Source organism: Rhodococcus sp. NPDC059968 (assembly GCF_042738615.1).
Classification (GTDB): Bacteria; Actinomycetota; Actinomycetes; order Mycobacteriales; family Mycobacteriaceae; genus Rhodococcus_F.
In genome coordinates, this window is the sequence record NZ_JBHWUE010000004.1 from 100263 (window position 1) to 118138 (window position 17876).

Below are 17876 nucleotides of genomic sequence, written 5' to 3' on the forward strand. Positions count from 1 at the left end.
GATTCGGTTCAGCGTGAGGCCAATTGCGCTCCGCACCCGTGCGCCTCTCTGGTAGCAGCCACTACCAGAAAGGCGCACGGGCGGCGAAGCCGCCTGCCGCCTACCGCTGGATCGACTTGATCTCGAGGAACTCCTCGAAGCCGAGGACGCCGGCCTCGCGGCCGATGCCCGACTGCTTGTATCCGCCGAACGGGGCGTTGGTGTTGAACGCCCCGCCGTTCACCTCGACCTGGCCGGCGCGCAGCTGCCGCGCGACGCGGTCGGCGCGGTCCTGGTCACCGGACCAGACGCCGGCGGCGAGTCCGTATTCCGTCGCGTTGGCGATCCGCACGGCGTCGTCCTCGTCCTGGTACCCGATGATCGACAGGACGGGGCCGAAGATCTCCTCCTTGGCGATGGTCATGTCCTCGGTGACGCCGGAGAACACGGTGGGGCCGACGAAGTAGCCGGATTCCTGGCCGGTCTCCCGACCGTCGAGTACGGCGCGCGCGCCTTCCGCGATGCCCTGTTCGATGTACCCGCGGACCCGCTTCAGCTGGTTCGAGTTCACCAGCGGCCCCAGCACCGAGGAGGCGGCCGTCGGATCGCCGACGGAGTAATTCTGCGCGACCTGTGCCGCGATGGCGGCGGCCTCGTCCACCTTGTCCGCGGGGACCAGCATCCGGGTCAGCGCCGAGCACGTCTGACCGGAGTTGAGGAAACACTTGGCCACTCCGTCGGTGACAGCCTTCGTCAGGTCGGCGTCGTCGAGGATGACGTTGGCCGACTTGCCGCCGAGCTCGAGTGCCACCTTCTTCACCGTCTCGGCCGCGACCACCGCGACCCTCTTGCCCGCGCGGGTGGAGCCGGTGAAGGAGACCATGTCCACCTCGGGGTGGCCGGCGATCGCCTCGCCCACGACGGGCCCGAATCCGCTGACGAGGTTGAACACGCCTGCCGGCAGACCGATTTCGTCGAAGATGTCGGCGAGCGCGTAGGTGGCGAGCGGCGCCACCTCGGTCGGCTTGAGCACCACGGTGCATCCCGCGGCCAGAGCACCGCCGACCTTGAGCACCACCTGGTGCAGCGGGAAGTTCCACGGGGTGATCGCCCCGACGACACCGATCGGCTCGCGCACGATCAGCGAGTTGCCCACCTCGTGGGCGTCGAAGTCGTAGGTGGCGGCCAGTTCGGCGAAGGCGGCGAGGTTCGCGAGCGGCATGCCGATCTGGATGGGCTTCGCGAATCCCAGCGGCATGCCCATGTCGCGGGACACCAGGGCGGTGAAGTCGTCGAGTCGCTCCTTGATCAGGGCAGCCGCCTTCTGGAGGTACTCGCCACGTTCCTTGCCGCTGAGCGCGGACCATGCGGGGAAGGCTGCTCGCGCGGCCTTCGCGGCGCGATCGACGTCGTCGGCGGTGCCCTCGGCGACCACCGCGATGACGTCCTCGGTGGCCGGATTCACCACGTCGATCCGGCCGGTCCCCTGCGAATCGACCCAGGATCCGTCGATGTAGATCATGGTCCGGTCCAGAACTTCGCTCATTGATCAGCCTCCAGTGAAAGTGTCGCGGTTCCCCCTGCGCCCCGCAGCCTACGACCGGAATCCTCCGGCGAGGGGCGAATGCGATCTCCCCGAACCACACACCAGGATGCCACCGATCGCGGACCATCGACGTACGGCAGCACACCCAGCAGGAGGAGCGATCAGATGCGCACGCAGTCACCGGCACGCACCCTTCTCGGCGTACTCGGAATCGCCGCCGTGCTCACCGCCTCGGCGTGTGGCTCGACGGACGAGACGGGAACCGCCGAACCCTCGCCCGGCGGCGTCACCTCGACGACTTCGGAGGCGACCACCACTGCAACCACCACCACCACCCCGTCCGCGCCGACCGAGACGACCGAGACGACCGAGACGACCGAGACGACCGCACCCCATCCCGACCGCTGCCTGATCGGCGAGCTGCAGGTGACGCTCGGAGAGGCGAGTGGGGCCGCCGGATCTCAGGAGATCCCGCTCGTCTTCACCAACACCGGCACCCGCGACTGCGTCCTCCACGGATACCCCGGGGTGTCCTACGTCGCGGGCCCGGACGGTCCGCAGGTGGGTGCCGCGGCCGAGCGGGACGGCGGAACCGAGACTCCGGTGACGGTTGCCCCGGGCGCACGGGCCACCGCAGCGGTGCGCGCGACGGTGGTGCAGAACTATCCGGCCGAGACGTGTGGCCCGACTCCGGTCGCGGGATTCCGGGTGTACCCACCCAACGACACCGGGTCGGTGTTCGTCCCCTACGCCACGACCGGCTGTTCGCAGACCGGCGTGAAGCAGCTGTCGGTGCAGCCCGTCACGGGATGATCGTTCTTCTGTCGCGCAGAGGGGTAGGGACACCCCGGGGGCGGGTACGACGAAAGTACGCGAGCGGTGACCTGGTTCACCCGCCCCGGGTGAATCGGCTCACCCCTGTGCCGACCTACCGTCGGGCTACCGACTCGCGTAGAAGGAAGGCGGAGGCATGTTCGAGATCATCCGCGAAGTGCATTCCGAAGTTCAGCACCGCCGCGGTCCCCGGCATCACCACCATCTCTCCACCCGAGCGGAGCGCCGGTCGCGGATTCTGAAGCACTTCCACATGTGATCAGTCGGGGCGGCCGGCCCTCCGACCAGGCCTGTTCCTTGCCTTCGCTAACCATTGGCGCGGATGGGTACTATCCGACGTCGTGACTGACAGCAGGCTGGAATCGGCGAATGTGTCCAGAGACGACTCGGACGAGTCGCCGATCGGGACCCCGCCCCAGTCGTCCCCCGTCGGTCAGTCGATCCGCTCCGCCCGCCTTCTCGCGATCATCGCCTCCGTCTTCGGAGTGCTGCTCACGTTGTCGCTCCCGTTCCTTCCGGTCGAGCAGGACAGCGCGACCCTCACCTGGCCGCAGAACGGCAGCACCGGAAGCGTCGAGGCACCGCTCGTCACCTACGCGCCGCTGAGCCTCGACGTCCGGATCCCCTGTTCGGCGGTCGGTGAACTCGCCGACCGCGGCGGGATCCTGACCTCCACCGCCCCCGCGGGCGCCGCCGACGCCGGGAAGTACGGACTGGTCGCGAGGGTGAATCCCGCGACCCCGGACGGTCCCGCCGGCGTCGAGGTGCTGTTGCGGAACAAGGTGCTCCTGTCGTCGCCGGTGGACCAGCTACCCGCCGACTGCGCGCTCGTGGTGTCGTCGGATTCCACGCGGACCACCGCGGGATTCGTCGCGGCGGGCCAGGACGCACCGACTGTCGTCGACGGCGACCTCCGCCCGCAGATGGTGGGCATCTTCAGCGACCTCGACGGCGCGGCGCCCGACGGACTACAGGTGACGGCTCAGATCGACAGCCGCTTCTCGTCGACGCCGTCGACCATCAAGTTCGTCGCCATGGTGGTCGGTGCGCTCGCGACGATCCTGGCGCTGGTGGCTCTGCACCGTCTCGACAACGTCGACGGGCGCCGGGCGCGACGATTCCAGCCCATCCGCTGGTGGTCGTTCGGGGCCGTCGACGCCGTCGTCATCGGCACGCTGGTGCTCTGGCACTTCATCGGCGCCTCCACCTCCGACGACGGCTATCAGTTCAACATGGCCCGCACGTCCGAGGCCGCGGGCTACATGGCCAACTACTTCCGCTGGTACGGCGTCCCGGAAGCGCCGTTCGGGTCTCCGTACTACGACGTCCTCGCGGTGCTGGCGAACATCACCCCGGCGAGCCCGTTCGTGCGTCTGCCCGCGCTGCTCGCCGGCATCGTCGCGTGGCTGGTGATCAGCCGTGAAGTCGCACCGCGACTCGGCGCCGCGGTCCGGGGCAACCGGCTCGCGCTGTGGACCGGCGGACTGGTGTTCCTCGCGTTCTGGCTCCCGTACAACAACGGTCTGCGGCCCGAGCCGATCGTCGCGGTGGGCGTGCTGCTCACGTGGTGCTCGGTGGAACGCGCCGTCGCGACCCGGCGACTGCTGCCCGCCGCGGTGGCGATCCTGGTCGGTGCGGCCACGCTGACCGCGGGCCCGTCCGGGCTGATCTGTTTCGGCGCCCTGGTCGCGGGTGCCCGGCCGATCCTGCAGATCGTGATCGCCCGGGCCAAGACGGTGGGATACGTCGCGTTGCTGGCGCCGCTCGTCGCGTCGGGAACCGTGATCCTGGTGGCGGTGTTCGCCGATCAGACCCTCGCCGCCGTCATGGAGATGCAGCACGTTCATGCGATCGGCCCCAACGTTCCCTGGTTCGACGAATACCTCCGCTACCAGTACCTGCTGAACATCTCCGTCGACGGTTCGCTGTCGCGTCGGTTCGGCGTGTTCGTGATGGTGCTGAGCCTGGCCGTGACGGTCCTCGTGATGCTGCGCAAGGGCGGCCGGATCCCCGGGACCGCGGCCGGACCGTCGCGGCGGCTCATCGGCATCACGCTCGCCGCGATGGGGCTGATGATGTTCACGCCCACCAAGTGGACGCACCACTTCGGCATCTACGCGGGCCTCGCGGGGTCACTCGCCGTCCTGGCGTCCGTGGCGGTGAGCACGGCCGTGGTGCGCTCGCCACGCAACCGCGCCCTGTTCGCGGCCGCCGTGCTGTTCCTGCTCGCGATGTGTTTCACCAGCACCAACGGGTGGTGGTACGTGTCCAGCTACAGCGTCCCGTGGTGGGACAAGCCGGTGTCGATCGCCGGCCTGGGTGCCGGCACGATCCTGCTCGGCGCCACCCTGGTGATGCTGCTGATGGCGGCGTGGTGCTACTTCCGCGAGCCCTACACCCGGACCGAATCCGTGCGGCGACGCCGATTGTGGGCGATCCCGCCGTTGACGGTGGCGGCCGCCGCGATGGTGCTGTTCGAGGTGCTGTCGATGGCGAAGGGCGCGGTCGCGCAATACCCCGCGTACTCCCTCGCCCGCTCCAACGTCGACGCCGTCACCGGCGCACCGTGCGGTCTGGCCAACGACGTCCTACTCGAAACCGATCCCAACGCGTCGCTGCTGCAACCACTGTCGGGTGACGCCGCGACCGCCCTCGCGGGCACCGGCACCGTCGGCTTCACACCGAACGGCGTCGCCGGCGACCTGAGTGCCGACGAGGAATCGTCGGATGCGGGCGTCGCCAACTCCGTCAAGACCGACAACACCGAGCAGACGGCGTCGAGCAACGCCGCGGGCACCGGCGGCGGCGCCGGCGCGGTGGGTGTCAACGGCAGCGCGGTGGCCTTGCCGTTCGGCCTCGACCCCGACCGCACGCCGGTCCTCGGCAGCGACGGCAGCGACGGCGACGCGTCACTGACCACGGGCTGGTACCGGTTGCCGAACCCCGACTCGGACGCCGGGGCGGGGGATATCGTCTCCATCGCCGCGGCGGGCCGCATCCACTCCGTCGACGCGGACGGCGTCGTCACGTACGGCCAGAACCTCGAGGTGGAGTACGGCACCGCGCAGCCGGACGGCGCTGTCGCGGTATCGGGACGCGTGACGCCGATCGACATCGGGCCGGCACCGTCCTGGCGGAATCTGCGCGTTCCGCTCGATTCCCTGCCGGACAATACGGATGTCATCCGACTCGTGGCATCGGACACGGACAGTGATACACAGCAGTGGCTGGCGGTGACGCCGCCGCGTGTTCCGCGGACGCAGACACTGAACGACGTGATCGGATCCGACGCACCCGTGATGATCGACTGGGCTGTGGGACTTGCATTTCCGTGTCAGCGACCGTTCGACCACCGCACGGGTGTCGCGGAGGCGCCCGAGTACCGGATCCTCCCCGACCGTCCCGGCGCGATCATGACGAGCCTGTGGCAGGACCGGTACGGCGGAGGCCCTCTGGGCTGGATCGAGATGACCCGGGCGAGCCGAACCATACCGTCGTATCTGAGGGACGACTGGGACCGTGACTGGGGCGGAGTGGAGCAGTACTCCCCGCTCGACTCCGACGCGAAGACCGCGGAGATCGACACCACCCGGATTCAGCGTCCGGGCATGTGGAACCCGGCGCCGATCATCACGGCCTACTGAGCGTCGGTGACGCGCCCTGCGCCGGGCGCGTCACCGATCACCTCAGAGTTCGAATTCCGCCGGAGCGATGCCGACGGCGAAACAGGCGTCGCGCACCACATTTCGCTCGTGCTGGTCGAAGTTGCCGTCGGCGCCACCGATGACGATGCCGATCTGGATGACGGCACGTGCCTGATCCTGCTTGGACTTCAGCTTCGCGATGGTGGCGGTCGCCTCGATCTTGCCGAACTCGAAATCGGACTGCAGCTTGCTGCAGTACCAGTCGAACTTCTGGCTCAGCTCGTCCGACGGGAACACACTCAGCGCCTCGTTGCTGGTGATCAGCGCCGCGGTCTTCTGACGCTCGGACGGGTCGATGGTCCCGTCCGCCGCGGCGATGAGGGCGCACATGGCCATGCTGGCGTTGGCGAACTCCTTGTTCTGGAACTGTGCCGTCTTGGTCTTGAGCTGGCCGTTCATCTCGAACGCCTTTGCCTTCAGCTGATCCCAGAAAGCCATTGGACTCCTTCTTCGTGTGCCCACGCACGGTGCGTGTGGTGTCCAATTTGCCAGGTTTCGCCCGAGGGCGTCGCCGCGGACGGTCTACCAGCGCAGTCGCAGGAATCCGCCGTTAGGGTCGTAGCGACTGCAAGTCTCCCGTCGGCACGTGGATCCACCCCTCCCGCTCGGCGATGGCGCGGTCGTCGCCCACGGGTAGTGCCGTGCAGCCAACGGCAGCGGCCCGCGCGACGACGGCGGCCAGCACGGCGTCGAGGGCGTCGTCCGATTCGTGGCAGATCGTCTGGAATGCACCGAGTTCCAACCAGTCCGCGGCCGTCAGGAGCGCGTCGACCAACTCCCCCAGCGTCACCCGGTTCTGCGCGCTCTTGTATCCGCGCGACACCAGCCCCCAGGTGCGCAGCGCGGCCGCCGGATACGCCTCGACCACGCGGCCGTCGACGCGTCCGACGTCGACGCCGAGGTCGCCGAGTTCCGCAAGAATTCCGGCGCAGCGCAACGCGACGTGCGCAATGAGATCCGCCGACACACTGAGCGGGGATATCCCCGTCGCGGCCTGCACCACGAGGTCGGTGCGCCGCTTCGTCAACGGTCGACGCCCGTCGCGGTTGGCGAGACCGTTGGTCGCGGACAGTCGGCCGGTGTGATGCTCGGACACCATGCGGACGAACGCGTCGGGCCAGCCGAACGGTGCATCGATACCGGCCCTGTCGCACGCGAGCACGGCCTCGGTGACGGCGTCGTTCCCGGCTCCCAGCCGGACGGACTCGACGCGGGCCACACCGCCGGACCAGTCGATGACGGCCAGGGCGGTCTTCTTCGGCTCGGCCGCCAGGTCGACTCCCACGGTGCGCATCGACTCAGGCTAGTCCGACCTGGTGAATCAGAAGAAGTGATGCAACGCATCAGTTAGTTGTGCTGTACAGATTCACCGCCTCCGACCATTGTGGTCTCCACTACTCGACTAGAAGTGGCGCGCCAGCGCTCCGTTCGGAGGATTGATGCCCGACAACCACGTCGCCCCGATGCTGGAGAAGCACACCATCGGGTTCGTCCCGGAATCCGATCGCCACGGGAAGGTTCCGTGATCTGTTCACGCTGTGGTTCGGCAGCAACCTCGCCCCGCTGCCGATCGTGACCGGCACCCTCGGGCCCAGCTTGTTCGGACTCTCTCTGTGGTGGAGTCTCGTCGCGTTCGTCGTCGGACATCTCGCCGGGGGCGCCCTGATGGCGTTGCATTCGGCGCAGGGACCCCAGATGGGGATCCCCCAGTTGATCCAGAGCCGCGGACAGTTCGGCACGTTCGGGGCGCTCATCATCGTGGTGATCGCCGCCGTCATGTATCTCGGCTTCTTCTCGTCGAACATCGTCCTGGCCGGGCAGTCGATGCACGGGATCGTGAACGGCATACCCGTGAACGTGGGGATCGTGGCCGGCGCCCTCGGCTCCGCCGTCATCTGCATCATCGGCTACCGGTTGATCCACATCCTCAACCGCATCGGAACGTGGGTTCTCGGAATCGGAATCCTGGTGGGCTTCGTCGCCATCCTCACCGGCGACCTGCCGTCGGACTTCCTCACGCGGGGCGACTTCGACTTCGCCGGCTGGCTGGCGACCGTCTCGCTCGGCGCGCTCTGGCAGATCGCGTTCGCGCCCTACATCTCCGACTACTCGCGGTACCTCCCCAAGGACGTGCGCGTGCCGTCGACATTCTGGGCGACCTACCTCGGCTGCACCCTCGGCTCGTTCCTCGCGTTCGCGTTCGGCGCGGTCGTCACGCTCGCCGCACCTGTCGGCATGGGCACGATGGACGGCGTCAAGGCAACGACGGGAAGCCTCGGCAGCATCATGCTGGTGCTGTTCCTGCTCAGCGTCATCAGCCACAACGCGCTGAACCTCTACGGCGCCGTCCTCGCCATCATCACGTCGGTCCAGACGTTCCGCGCCCGCTGGATTCCGACCGCCCGCGCCCGGGTGATCCTCTCGACGATCATCCTCGTCGCGGCGTCCGTCGTCGCCATCGCACTGTCGGCCGACTTCGTCTCGCACTTCGTCGATCTGGTGGTCGTGCTCCTGGTGGTCTTGGTGCCGTGGACGGCGATCAACCTCATCGACTTCTACATCATCCACAAGGGCGTCTACGACCTCGAGTCGATCTTCCGATTCGACGGCGGCATCTACGGCCGGTTCAACTGGACGGCCATCACCGCTTACCTGCTCGGCATCATCGTCCAGATTCCGTTCATGGCCACGTCCCTCTACACGGGGCCGGTGTCCGCGTTCCTCGGCGGCGCCGACCTGTCCTGGGTGGCCGGGCTGGTGGTGACCGGACCCATCTACCTGCTCCTGGCGCGGCGCGGTTCCGGTCGCTCCACCGGAGCGAAGGCCACGTCCGCCACACCTGTGCCTGCCCGGCTGTAGTCCCCGAACACCGCACCGCCCGAGCCTGTTACAGGCTCGGGCGGTTCTGCGTGTGCGGCCCTGCGTGGTGACCAACTCCTGTCCGCTCGGGCAGGTTTCGCCGTTGTCCACCACCCGGCGGCGCCGGCTCGCTAGGGTCGAAAAGAGACCGTGCAAGTACCTCGTCCACCGTGTTCCACCGGAGAAGAGAGTTGTCGCAGATGTCCAGTTTCCCGGGCCTCACCCACGTCGCGATCACCGTGTCCGACCTACCGGCCAGCACCGCCTGGTACACCACACTGTTCGGGTCGGACCCCGTGCTCGACGAGGACGAGGAATCGGGGACCTTCCACCACACGGTGTTCGCGCTCGACGGCGGCATGCTCTTCGGTCTGCACACGCACCCCGACAGCGGCGCTCCCGCGACGTTCGACGAACGGCAGGTCGGACTCGACCACATCGCGTTCCAGTGTTCCCCCGACGCACTCACCGGGTGGATGGAGCGGCTCGACGCACTCGGCATCGAGCACGGGGGCATCAAGACCGCGCACTACGGTTCCGGCATCTCGTTCCGCGACCCCGACAACATCGCGCTCGAATTCTTTGCTCCACCCGTGAGTACTTATTAACGTCGGGCGGTTAATAAGTACTCACGGGTGCCGGAGGCGCAGGCGTCGAGCAAGGTCAGGGCGAGGGCCAGCGCGCCGTCCACGGCGGCCCGGTCTGCCGCGGGCGCGGCGCTGGCCGCGGCGAACTCGGCCTGATGGTTGACGGCGGGCGCGGAGTCGATTCCGATGTAGGGGTGGATCGCGGGAATCACCTGCGAGACGTTGCCCATGTCGGTGGAGGCCCGGTTCATCAGCGAGTCCGGGCCGGTGCGAAACACGCGACCCAGTCCCTCCGCATGCCGGACGTACGACGCGAGCAGCGCTTCGTCGGTGCGGAACTCCGAATACGGTTCGCTTTCGGGGGCGATGGTGAGTTCGCAGCCGGTTGCGACGGCGCCGGCCTCGAAGCAGCGGGCGACGCGGGGCTCGATGCGGGCCAGTTCCTCCAGCGTCTCCGCGCGCACGTACCAGCGGCCTTCGGTTCGCTGCGGAATGGCGTTGGGGGCCTCTCCCCCGCGGGTCATCATCCCGTGCACTCGTGTGCTCGACGGAAGCTGTTGCCGGAGAAGCCCGATGGCGACCTGCGCTACCGTGAACGCATCCGCTGCGTTGACGCCCCGTTCCGGGTACGCGGCGGCGTGTGCCGCCTTGCCGTCGTACCGGATGTGACTGTGGGACACCGCGTACGGCTCGGCCCGCGCGACGTCGACCGGGCCGGGGTGCGCCATGACGGCGGCGTGGACGCCCTCGAACGCTCCGCGTTTCAGCATGTCGATCTTGCCGCCCCCGCCTTCCTCGGCGGGGGTGCCGAGCACCGACAGGGTGATGCCGAGGTCGTCGACGAGCGGGGCGAGGGCCAGCGCCGTCCCCACCGAGATGGCGGAGATGACGTTGTGCCCGCACGCGTGCCCGAGCCCGGGGAGCGCGTCGTATTCGGCGCAGACCGCGAGGTGCAGCGGTCCGGAGCCGAGGTGCGCGCGGAATGCGGTGGGCAGTCCGACGTACTGCTGCTCCACCGTGAACCCGGCATCCGACAGCACCCCGGCGACCCGGGCACACGAGCGTTCCTCCTCCCACGCGACCTCCGGGTGGGCGTGGAGGTCGTGCGACAGAGCCAGGATGCGGTCTTCCGCCCGCCTGGCTCCGTCGCGCACCGCGGCGTCGGCGCTCACAGGTCACCCGGTACGCCGTAGGACGGGGCGGCGGTCGGGTCGACTCCGCGCACCCGGTAGTCCCGCTTCTGCGGTTCCCACACCGTCCACAGCCGGCGCAGTTCGCCGACCGGGTCGTCGTGCCAGTCGACGCGCAGATCGGTGACGGGCCATTGCACGTCCTCGACCACCTGGATTCCCGCCGAGTGCACGGGCCCCGCCTCGCCGCCGGCGGTGACGGCCGCGGTGAGACCGTCGAGCAGTCTGCCCTCGAACGTCGGGGCCGCGCTCGACACGTAGCCGAACAGCAGCGACCGGATGACGCCTTCGTCGCGGAGCATGTTGCCGGCGACTGCGACGCCGCCGCCCTGCGCGCTGCTGTGGATGCCCAGCGTCTGCGCGCCCGAGTGCACCGCGGTGCCGCCGTCCGCATCGACGACGACGACCTGCCGGCAGTCCGGGAACTTCTCCTGCGCGAGCGCGGTTTTCAGCGCGGTCTCCGCATCCTCACCCGACGCGAGCGCGTCGAGGCCGATCGGCCCCAGCTGCGGATTGGTCACGTTCTGGGAGGCGACGACGCCGACCCCGGACCGCACGTGCAGGCAGCGTGCGGCTACGGCGGGGCTGGAGGAGCAGACGACCATCCCGAACGCGCCTGCGGAATCACGGGCGACGAGTGAGAACGTCATGAGCTGATCACTGCCGTCGCGTCGATCTCGACGAGCCATTCGGGCCGGGCGAGGGCGTCGACGACGATGCCGGTGGACACGGGGTGCACACCTTTCAGCCAGCGTCCGACCACCCGGTAGACGGTCTCTCGGTACCGGACGTCCACCAGGTAGATGGTGACCTTGACGACGTCCTCCAGCCGGCTGCCCGATTCCTTCAGCAGCATCGCGATGTTCGCCATCGCCTTCTCGGCCTGGGCCTCGACGTCGCCGATACCCACAGACTCCCGGGTGTCGAGGTCCTGTCCGATCTGCCCGCGGAGATACACGACTCCGCCGGCGACGACGGCCTGCGCGAGGTCGTTGTCGAGGTTCTGTTCCGGGTACGTGTCGCGGGTGTTGAACGGGCGGATGCGGGTGTGGGTGGTCATGCCACACCTCCGTCGACGTTGTCCGACAGCCCCGCCGCGGCCTTGACCAGCCCGAGCGGCCCGTCGAAGTCGAAGTTGCGGTACACGGCGGCGAGCTGCGCGAAGGGCGGTGACTGGGCGAAGAGCTGGAACGTCAGGCGATGTCCCGCGTAGTCGCTGTTGAGCAGGTCGCGGGCGAACGCGAGGAGCTTGCGGCGGTCGTCGGCCACCCAGTTGTCGTTGATGGAGTAGAACTTCTCCAGCCATGGCGCGACGTCGGTGTCGGCGAACGTGGCGGCGTCCGGGGTGATGCAGATCTGGCCGCCGCACAGTTCGCGGGCGATGTGCATCATCGCGGGCAGCTGGCTGAGCGCCATCACCCGCCCGGTGTAGAGCAGGGACTGGTTCGGCATCAGCAGGCCACCGGGGCTGGGCTCGGCGAGCGAGATGGCCGCGGTGAGATGGGCGTTGATCGTCTCCCGGTAGCAGGCGAGCTGAGCGAGCTTCTCCTGCACCGCCTGCTGCTTCTCGAGGCCGCTCTGCTTGACGTTCCACAGTGCGGATCCGATCATCAGATCGGCGAGGTGCAGGGTGCGTTGGACGAACGGGAACGCGCTGTAGCGGTGCAGGGTGGAGCGGATGAACCAGGCCGCCCGGGTGTGCCGGTAGAACAGGACGTCTTCCCAGGGGATCTCGACGTTGTCGAACACGACGAGGGACTCGACCTCGTCGACCCGGTTGGCGAGCGGGTAGTCGGCGGCCGGTGCGCGGCCGGCGAACCCGTTGCGGGAGATGTACTTCAGCCCCGGCGCACCCATGTCGAGCACGAATCCGACAGCGTAGTCGGACAGTTCGCTGTTGCCCCAGTTGGCGATGGTGGGTTTGGTGAACGCCTGGTTGGAGTAGGCGGCGGCGGTCTCGTACTTCGCGCCGCGCACGACGATGCCGTTGTCGGTCTCCTTCACGACGTGCAGGAGCATGTCGGGGTCCTGATCCTGCGGCGCCTTGGACCGGTCGCCCTTGGGGTCGGTGTTCGCCGACACGTGGAACGGGTCCTCCCGGACCGACCGCTCCAGGTGGCGGCGGATGTTCTCCGAGAAGCGCGGGTCGACCTCGTTGAGGACGTCCTGACCGTCGAACAGCGACCACATCTCGCCGATGGTCTCGTCACCGACGCGGGTGACCACGCCTCGGGTGTCCTCGAGGACCAGGTCGACGGCGGCGCGCTTGTCGAGCCAGTCCTGCTGCGTGCGGGGAAGCTTGTTGGCGATGGCGTTGCGTTCGCCGGATTCGAGATCGACGTAGGTCATCGCGTCCTGCGTGGCCTCGTCGTGTGCAAGGTCGTAGATGCGGGCCCGCACGTCGACGATCGGCTTGAACATGGGGTGGTCGGCCACGTCCTTGACGCGTTCCCCGTCGACCCAGACCTCACGGCCGTCCCTGATGGACTCCCTGTATTGATCTCCGGTGCGGATCATTTCGTGCTCCTGGTCCTCGGCGCGGGGTGTGCGTCCGGGTAGTCGGGGAAGGTGGAGGGTTCGAACGCTGCGGGCTTGCTGTAGGTGTGGGCGGCGTACACGAGCGGTTCGCCGGGGTGCGCCTCCACGGCGGCGACGCGTCCGATGTAGATGCGGTGGGTGCCGGCCTCGATGACGTCGTGGACGGTGCAGTCGAACGACGCGATCGCGTCGTGGACGCGGGGGGAGCCGGATTCGGCCACGGTCCAGTGCCCGCAGGTGAAGTCCCACCGCTGCTTGCCGGGCCAGGGGCGGCCGGCGAACGTGTCGGCGACGTGATCGTGCTGGGTGGCAAGCACATTGACGCAGAAGACACCGTTCTCGGAGATCGCGTCGTTGACCGGGCTTCGCCCGTGCAGGCAGACGAGCACCAGCGCCGGGTCCGCCGAGACGGAGCACATCGCACTCACGGTCTGTGCGGCGCGCCCGCCGGGACCGTCCGTCGCGACGACGGTGACTCCGGTCGCGACGGCGCTCATGGCCATGACGAAGTTCGCGGTCGAGTTGTCCGGCATCGGTGGGGCCACCGATGTTCGGGCCGTCGTTTCGACGGCTGGGTGACGGTCAGCGATCGGCATGACGGGCTCCTTTCTGTGTGCGGTGAGCGAGGAGTTCGTGCCGTTGCACCAATCTTGAGGTCCCCGGTGAAATCTGTACAACACAGATAAGTGGCGCACTGCATAAGGAAAAGTGATGAACTGGGAATCAATACCGATCACAGGTTCGACCAGGGATAATTCCCTACATCAGCCGATGCGGACGGGGACGATCATGACGCCACTGCAGCGCTATATCGCCGAAGAGATCGCGATCGATCATGCCGACGGGCTGCTGTCCCGCCGCGAGGCGTTACGAAGACTCGGCCTCATCGGTCTCGGCGTGGCGGCGGCGTCCTCGCTGCTCGCCGCTTGCTCCACCGGCAGCGACGAGTCGCCGACCTCGGCTCCGGTGACGCCGGGCGGAGCGACGCCCCCGCCGCCGGGAGCGGCCGAGGCCGTCGCAACCGAAGCGGTGTCGTTCCCCGGCCCGGACGGCCGCGTCCTGCAGGGTGCGTGGGCCGACGCCGCCACACCCCGCGGAACGGTCCTCGTCATACACGAGAACAAGGGCCTGACCGACCACATCCGTTCGGTGGCGGGACGATTCGCAGGTGCCGGCTACTCCGCACTTGCCCTCGACCTGCTCTCGGAAGAGGGTGGGACCGCGACGTTCACCGATCAGGCGCAGGCGACCGCCGCGCTGGCGACCGTGCCGCCGGCGCGCTTCGTCGCAGATATGAAGGCCGGGGTCGACGAACTCGGGCGACGGGAGCCGGACGAGAAGATCGCGGCGGTCGGGTTCTGTTTCGGCGGCGGGATGGTGTGGCAACTCCTCGCGTCCGGCGAGCCACGCCTGGCGGCGGCGGTCCCCTTCTACGGTCCACTGCCCGACGGCGCCGACTTCTCCGGGTCGAGGGCCGCGGTCCTCGCCATCTACGCGGAATTGGACGCCCGGGTGAACGCGTCCCGCGACGCCGCGGCTGCCGCACTCGCGAAGGCGGGGCTACCGCACGAGATCGTCACGGTTCCGGGTGCCGATCACGCGTTCTTCAACGACACCGGGCCCCGCTACAACGCGACCGCGGCAGCCGAGGCCTACGAACGTGTCCTCGCCTGGTTCGGCGAATATCTGGGGTGAGGCGGGCGCATCAGCAGTGCGGCCACGAGGAAGCAGACCGCGCCCACGAATGTGCCCAGATCGGCGATCGTCGCGTTCTCCAGCGCGTCCGTGCCGGGCACGATGAACGCGGCGACCGCGGATACCCCGAACGCCACCGACCCGATCATGTTCAGCCAAGTGCTGCGCCAGTTGCGGGCATGCGGATCCCACAGCTTGTCGGTTTCGGTGGTGGCCACCACCGCAAGACCGCTGGCGACGAGGAACGCCGTCGATCCGAAGAGGTCGGGACGCCACCCCCACACCCGGTCCTGTTCGACGGTGAGACCCTGGATCAGCGCGACCCCGGTACTCACGTTGAACAGCAGGGTGCCGACGAACTGGACCAGCGCCGCCCACCAGTCGTAGCGTTCGACCGTCGCTGATTCCTCCCCGGGCACCGGCCTGCCGCTGAGCCGCAACTGGATGAATCCGGCGGTGGTGAAGAACAGCGATCCGAGGAAGTAGGTGATGTTGTCGATCTCGGCGCCGACCGCGTCCCCGTACACCCGCGTGGCCGCCATCCCGAACAGGAAGGAGCCGATCACGAATCCCCAGGACTCCCGGCGTAGCCGGAGCGTTCGGCGAGGTGCAGACGAGGGGCGGTCACTCGACACCGTGACGTCACCCCCTCACGGGTCGGCAAGATCTCAGACTCTCCGAAGACGCGCACCAGGTCAAGGTCGGACGCCGAAATTCGGCTGCGAGTCCACTTGGCGTGTGCCAGTGTCGGGGGATGACGACGACCACCGCCGGCATCACGATCAGGACCGCGACCGAGCAGGACTGGCCGAAGATCACCCTGCTCAACGAGATCTGCTTCGTGACACCGCAGACCGAGGAATTCACCGCCCACTGGAAGCAACTCGTCAGCGGCGCGCCGCCGATCATCGCGCTCGACGAGGACGCGGTGGTCGGCGCCACCATGGACATCCCCATGACTGTCACCGTGCCCGGTGGCGGCAGCGTCGCGGCGGCCGGGGTCACCGCTGTGACCGTTGCGCCCACGCACCGCAGGCGGGGGATTCTCCGCGCGCTCTACACCGAGCATCACGCGCGTATCCGGCAGTCGGGCGTGCCGCTGTCGATTCTGACCGCCAGCGAAGGCGGCATCTACGGCCGGTTCGGGTACGGTCCGGCGACCGTCGAGACCACGTCGAGCATCGACCGTCGGTTCGCCGTCCCGCATCCGAAGGCGCCGGATCCGGGCGGTGTGCGGATGGTCCATCCGGCGGAGGCACGGCCGGCGTTCACGGACGTCTACGACCGCTGGCAACGGGTGACACCAGGGGCGCAGGTGCGGCCCGAGATCGTGTGGAATCGGATCTTCGCCGACCGTGAGAGCGAACGGGGCGGCGGCACAAGCCTGTTCGGGCTCGTCCACGACGACGGCTACGTGCTCTACCGTCGCGTGTCCGGCGACAACGGAACCGTCGCCCGGGTGGAGGAGATCCGCACGGTCACGCGAGACGCGCATGCCGCGCTGTGGCGGGCGCTCCTCGGGCTGGACCTCGTGCGCCGCATCGAAGCGCACCTCACCCCCGAGGACCCCCTGCCATATCTGTTGGCCGACGGCCGGCTGGTGCGCACCACCTCCCGCCATGACGAGCTGTGGGTCCGGATCATGGACGTGCCGGCCGCACTCGAGGCCCGCAGGTACCGAACAGACTTCGACGTCGTGATCCAGGTCGACGACGGGTTCCTGGACGCCGGTGGGCGGTTCGCGCTGACCGTGCGGGACGGCACCGCGATGTGCACCCCGACCGACTCCGCCCCGCAGGTGGTGCTCGACCTGGACGTGCTGGGCAGCCTGTATCTCGGCGCCCACCGGGCACGCACCTTCGCCGCCGCGAACCGGCTGCGGGCCGCGGACCCCGACGTCCTCGACCGTGTCGATCACGCCTTCGGCGCCGACCGCGACGCCCAGATGGGGTGGCCGTTCTAGCGCGCCGAACCCGCCTGTTTCGCGAACACGGCGCGCGCCCGTTCGGCGACGGCCCGGGCCCGCGCCGTGCTCCGCACACCCTTCAGCCGGGCGAGCACCACGGGGAGGCCGGGAACATCGTCGGCGATGGGCAGCGTTGCGACCCGCCCGCCGTCGTAGGTCCGCCCCTCGGCGGGCCGCTGGTTGAGGATCGAGAAGCCGTGGCCGCGGGCGACGAGTCCGCGCACCGTCTCGTAGCTCGCGGACCGGTACCGGACCACCGGTGTGACACCCGCCGCGGACAGCATCGCCAGGAAGTAGTCGCGGCTGCTCGGCAGGTCCAGCAACACCATGGGTTCGCCCTCGAGGTCGGCGAGCGTGATCGCGTCGTGGCCGGCCAGCCGGTGGTCCGGCGGAAGGATGACGTGCGGTCTGGCAACCCCGAGTGTCTCCGTCTCCATGTCGTCGCCGAGCGCGAGGTCGTAGGTCAGGGCCAGTTCCGCGGTGCCGTTCCGCAGCGCCGCCCGCACCGCCTCCGCCTGCGTCTCGACGACCTCGACCTCCAGGTCGGGGTGCTGATCGCGCAGGTCCGAGATCAGTGTCGGGAGGATGAACGGGGTGAGGGTGACGAAGCAGGCCAGGCGGACGGTTCCCCGAACGTTGTCCTCGTGGCCGCGCGCCGCGTCGAGAACCTCACCGAGGTGGGCGAGGACGCTGCGGGTGTCGCGGAGCATCTCCTCCCCCGCCGCGGTGAGGACAAGTCCGCGGGACCGTTGCCGGATGAAGAGCTGGGTGCCGATCTGGTGCTCGAGTTGGGAGATCGCCGAGGACACCGCCGACTGCGCGACCATCAGTTCGTCGGCGGCCTTCGTCATGCTGGAGAAGTTCGCGGCCTCGACGAAATACCTGAGTTGGGTGAACGTCACGTCGGGTCGTCGTTGCATGCGCTCTCCTCGGGATCTGAGGTGACCAGGATTGCAGGTCTCCGACCGGGGAGCCACC

16 protein-coding genes are annotated in these 17876 nt (G+C 68.6%); 6 read left to right on the top strand and 10 right to left on the bottom strand.

All coding sequences use genetic code 11. The annotated features are described in order from the left end of the window. Positions 1-100: 100 nt before the first annotated feature. The gene (locus ACFWAY_RS06015) at positions 101-1525 is read right to left on the bottom strand and encodes an aldehyde dehydrogenase family protein (RefSeq protein ID WP_378510124.1); all 1425 of its coding nucleotides are present in this window, start codon (positions 1523-1525) and stop codon (positions 101-103) included. Positions 1526-1690: 165 nt separating this feature from the next. On the opposite strand from ACFWAY_RS06015, the gene ACFWAY_RS06020 reads away from it, so the two are divergent. Both ACFWAY_RS06020 and ACFWAY_RS06025 read left to right on the top strand, forming a co-directional pair. Continuing rightward, positions 1691-2338 carry a DUF4232 domain-containing protein gene (locus ACFWAY_RS06020; protein WP_378510125.1) on the top strand — a complete coding sequence of 216 codons (648 nt, stop codon included), beginning with the start codon at positions 1691-1693 and terminating at the stop codon, positions 2336-2338. Positions 2339-2730: 392 nt separating this feature from the next. Next, positions 2731-6003 carry an arabinosyltransferase domain-containing protein gene (locus ACFWAY_RS06025; RefSeq protein WP_378510223.1) on the top strand — a complete coding sequence of 1091 codons (3273 nt, stop codon included), beginning with the start codon at positions 2731-2733 and terminating at the stop codon, positions 6001-6003. 42 nt (positions 6004-6045) lie between these two features. Here the strand turns inward: ACFWAY_RS06025 and ACFWAY_RS06030 are convergent, their stop codons facing one another. Together ACFWAY_RS06030 and ACFWAY_RS06035 are read right to left on the bottom strand one after the other, a co-directional pair. Beyond that, the gene (locus ACFWAY_RS06030; protein WP_005254018.1) at positions 6046-6501 is read right to left on the bottom strand and encodes a tellurite resistance TerB family protein; all 456 of its coding nucleotides are present in this window, start codon (positions 6499-6501) and stop codon (positions 6046-6048) included. A gap of 112 nt (positions 6502-6613) precedes the next feature. Beyond that, positions 6614-7357 (bottom strand): DUF429 domain-containing protein, encoded by a 744-nt coding sequence (locus tag ACFWAY_RS06035; RefSeq protein WP_378510126.1) that lies wholly within the window; start codon positions 7355-7357, stop codon positions 6614-6616. Positions 7358-7632: 275 nt separating this feature from the next. On the opposite strand from ACFWAY_RS06035, the gene ACFWAY_RS06040 reads away from it, so the two are divergent. Together ACFWAY_RS06040 and ACFWAY_RS06045 are read left to right on the top strand one after the other, a co-directional pair. Further along, positions 7633-8922, top strand: coding sequence for a purine-cytosine permease family protein (locus ACFWAY_RS06040; RefSeq protein WP_378510224.1), 1290 nt, complete (start codon positions 7633-7635; stop codon positions 8920-8922). A gap of 200 nt (positions 8923-9122) precedes the next feature. Continuing rightward, positions 9123-9530, top strand: coding sequence for a VOC family protein (locus ACFWAY_RS06045; protein ID WP_378510127.1), 408 nt, complete (start codon positions 9123-9125; stop codon positions 9528-9530). On the opposite strand, the gene ACFWAY_RS06050 is transcribed toward ACFWAY_RS06045, so the two are convergent. Genes ACFWAY_RS06050 through ACFWAY_RS06070 form a run of 5 tightly spaced genes read right to left on the bottom strand, consistent with a single transcriptional unit; the run spans position 9527 to position 13833 of the window. After that, positions 9527-10681, bottom strand: coding sequence for a M20 family metallopeptidase (locus ACFWAY_RS06050; RefSeq protein WP_378453669.1), 1155 nt, complete (start codon positions 10679-10681; stop codon positions 9527-9529). The genes ACFWAY_RS06045 and ACFWAY_RS06050 overlap by 4 nt on opposite strands. Next, positions 10678-11349, bottom strand: a complete 672-nt coding sequence (locus ACFWAY_RS06055; protein ID WP_378453670.1) for a DUF1028 domain-containing protein — start codon at positions 11347-11349, stop codon at positions 10678-10680. Before ACFWAY_RS06055 ends, ACFWAY_RS06050 begins: the two co-directional genes overlap by 4 nt. After that, positions 11346-11759, bottom strand: a complete 414-nt coding sequence (locus ACFWAY_RS06060; RefSeq protein WP_005254012.1) for a RidA family protein — start codon at positions 11757-11759, stop codon at positions 11346-11348. Before ACFWAY_RS06060 ends, ACFWAY_RS06055 begins: the two co-directional genes overlap by 4 nt. After that, complete coding sequence (locus ACFWAY_RS06065) at positions 11756-13216, bottom strand: 4-hydroxyphenylacetate 3-hydroxylase family protein (protein ID WP_378510128.1); 1461 nt, start codon at positions 13214-13216, stop codon at positions 11756-11758. Before ACFWAY_RS06065 ends, ACFWAY_RS06060 begins: the two co-directional genes overlap by 4 nt. Next, on the bottom strand, positions 13213-13833 hold the full coding sequence (locus tag ACFWAY_RS06070) for a flavin reductase family protein (RefSeq protein ID WP_378453672.1): 621 nt from the start codon (positions 13831-13833) through the stop codon (positions 13213-13215). Before ACFWAY_RS06070 ends, ACFWAY_RS06065 begins: the two co-directional genes overlap by 4 nt. Before the next feature lie 193 nt (positions 13834-14026). Here ACFWAY_RS06070 and ACFWAY_RS06075 point away from each other — a divergent pair, with 193 nt between their 5' ends. Further along, positions 14027-14932, top strand: coding sequence for a dienelactone hydrolase family protein (locus tag ACFWAY_RS06075; RefSeq protein ID WP_378453673.1), 906 nt, complete (start codon positions 14027-14029; stop codon positions 14930-14932). Here the strand turns inward: ACFWAY_RS06075 and ACFWAY_RS06080 are convergent. Further along, a complete protein-coding gene (locus ACFWAY_RS06080; RefSeq protein WP_378510129.1) occupies positions 14890-15567 on the bottom strand; it encodes a hypothetical protein in 678 nt (225 codons plus the stop codon). The two genes, ACFWAY_RS06075 and ACFWAY_RS06080, sit on opposite strands and share 43 nt — an antisense overlap. 119 nt (positions 15568-15686) lie before the next feature. Between ACFWAY_RS06080 and ACFWAY_RS06085 the strand changes: the two genes are divergently transcribed. Next, positions 15687-16895, top strand: coding sequence for an enhanced intracellular survival protein Eis (locus ACFWAY_RS06085; RefSeq protein ID WP_378453675.1), 1209 nt, complete (start codon positions 15687-15689; stop codon positions 16893-16895). Here the strand turns inward: ACFWAY_RS06085 and ACFWAY_RS06090 are convergent. Next, entirely contained in the window at positions 16892-17818 is a 927-nt protein-coding gene (locus ACFWAY_RS06090) for a LysR family transcriptional regulator (RefSeq protein ID WP_061044390.1), read from the bottom strand. The genes ACFWAY_RS06085 and ACFWAY_RS06090 overlap by 4 nt on opposite strands. Positions 17819-17876 lie beyond the last annotated feature (58 nt).

Coding starts and splice junctions, on each gene's coding strand:
- ACFWAY_RS06070 (WP_378453672.1), bottom strand. CDS start 13,833: ATGCCGATCGCTGACCGTCACCCAGCCGTCGAAACGACGGCCCGAACA.
- ACFWAY_RS06030 (WP_005254018.1), bottom strand. CDS start 6,501: ATGGCTTTCTGGGATCAGCTGAAGGCAAAGGCGTTCGAGATGAACGGC.
- ACFWAY_RS06045 (WP_378510127.1), top strand. CDS start 9,123: ATGTCCAGTTTCCCGGGCCTCACCCACGTCGCGATCACCGTGTCCGAC.
- ACFWAY_RS06085 (WP_378453675.1), top strand. CDS start 15,687: ATGACGACGACCACCGCCGGCATCACGATCAGGACCGCGACCGAGCAG.
- ACFWAY_RS06015 (WP_378510124.1), bottom strand. CDS start 1,525: ATGAGCGAAGTTCTGGACCGGACCATGATCTACATCGACGGATCCTGG.
- ACFWAY_RS06060 (WP_005254012.1), bottom strand. CDS start 11,759: ATGACCACCCACACCCGCATCCGCCCGTTCAACACCCGCGACACGTAC.
- ACFWAY_RS06055 (WP_378453670.1), bottom strand. CDS start 11,349: ATGACGTTCTCACTCGTCGCCCGTGATTCCGCAGGCGCGTTCGGGATG.
- ACFWAY_RS06035 (WP_378510126.1), bottom strand. CDS start 7,357: ATGCGCACCGTGGGAGTCGACCTGGCGGCCGAGCCGAAGAAGACCGCC.
- ACFWAY_RS06090 (WP_061044390.1), bottom strand. CDS start 17,818: ATGCAACGACGACCCGACGTGACGTTCACCCAACTCAGGTATTTCGTC.
- ACFWAY_RS06075 (WP_378453673.1), top strand. CDS start 14,027: ATGACGCCACTGCAGCGCTATATCGCCGAAGAGATCGCGATCGATCAT.
- ACFWAY_RS06020 (WP_378510125.1), top strand. CDS start 1,691: ATGCGCACGCAGTCACCGGCACGCACCCTTCTCGGCGTACTCGGAATC.
- ACFWAY_RS06065 (WP_378510128.1), bottom strand. CDS start 13,216: ATGATCCGCACCGGAGATCAATACAGGGAGTCCATCAGGGACGGCCGT.